Source organism: Pedococcus sp. P1_H8 (assembly GCF_056405175.1).
The window spans coordinates 1-607 of record NZ_JBFUCP010000064.1 but is presented as its reverse complement, the minus strand read 5'-3'; the positions used below and the strand labels follow the sequence as shown (position 1 = coordinate 607).

Here is a 607-nt window from a genome sequence, read left to right as displayed (position 1 = left end):
GTTCACGGCCCCGGGCCGGATCGAGGGGCCGACCATCAACGTCGCCGGGAACTGGTGGAACGTCCTCGCGACGAAAGCTGTCGGCGCCAAGAGCTAGTCGTAGCGGTAGCGGGTCTTGCTGGACGAAGGCGAGCCGTTCTGCACTGCCAAGATCACGCCGACGGTGACGATGACGATGATCTCGACCACTGCGAGGGCGACCGCGGCCCAGGCGAGTCGAGACCCGCTCTCGTGCGGCCGGCGGCTCACCTCGTGAATGCCGACAAATCCGAACACCAGCGCCACCGGGATCAATCCGATCAACGCGGAGAACAACCCGATCTGGGCGGAGAGGTTGGTCCGGGTGGGGGCCTGGACCTTGCCCGGTACGAGATGTGTCATGGGCGGAGACTACGTCCACTCAAGCGCCGAAATAGGCGCTGCCACGGCCGATGTCATCTGAACGGTGGACAGCTGCGCCCGGGCCGGGATCTACTGCCCCAGCCGCCGGCCGATCCGGCTGCCGTACTGCAACGGCACGTCGAAGGCGTCGTCGACGGCGCCGATCGCGCGGTCGACCGTGAGCACCGAGGGTTCGTGTCCTCGGTGAGTTCGTACAGCCGGGCTG

General features: G+C 66.9%; 1 protein-coding gene. It reads right to left on the bottom strand.

Going from position 1 to position 607, the window contains the following annotated elements; translation table 11 throughout:
* Positions 1-93: 93 nt before the first annotated feature.
* Positions 94-381: a hypothetical protein gene (locus AC1DYG_RS18840; protein ID WP_477641398.1), complete on the bottom strand. Its 288-nt coding sequence runs from the start codon at positions 379-381 to the stop codon at positions 94-96.
* Between the last annotated feature and the right edge of the window lie 226 nt (positions 382-607).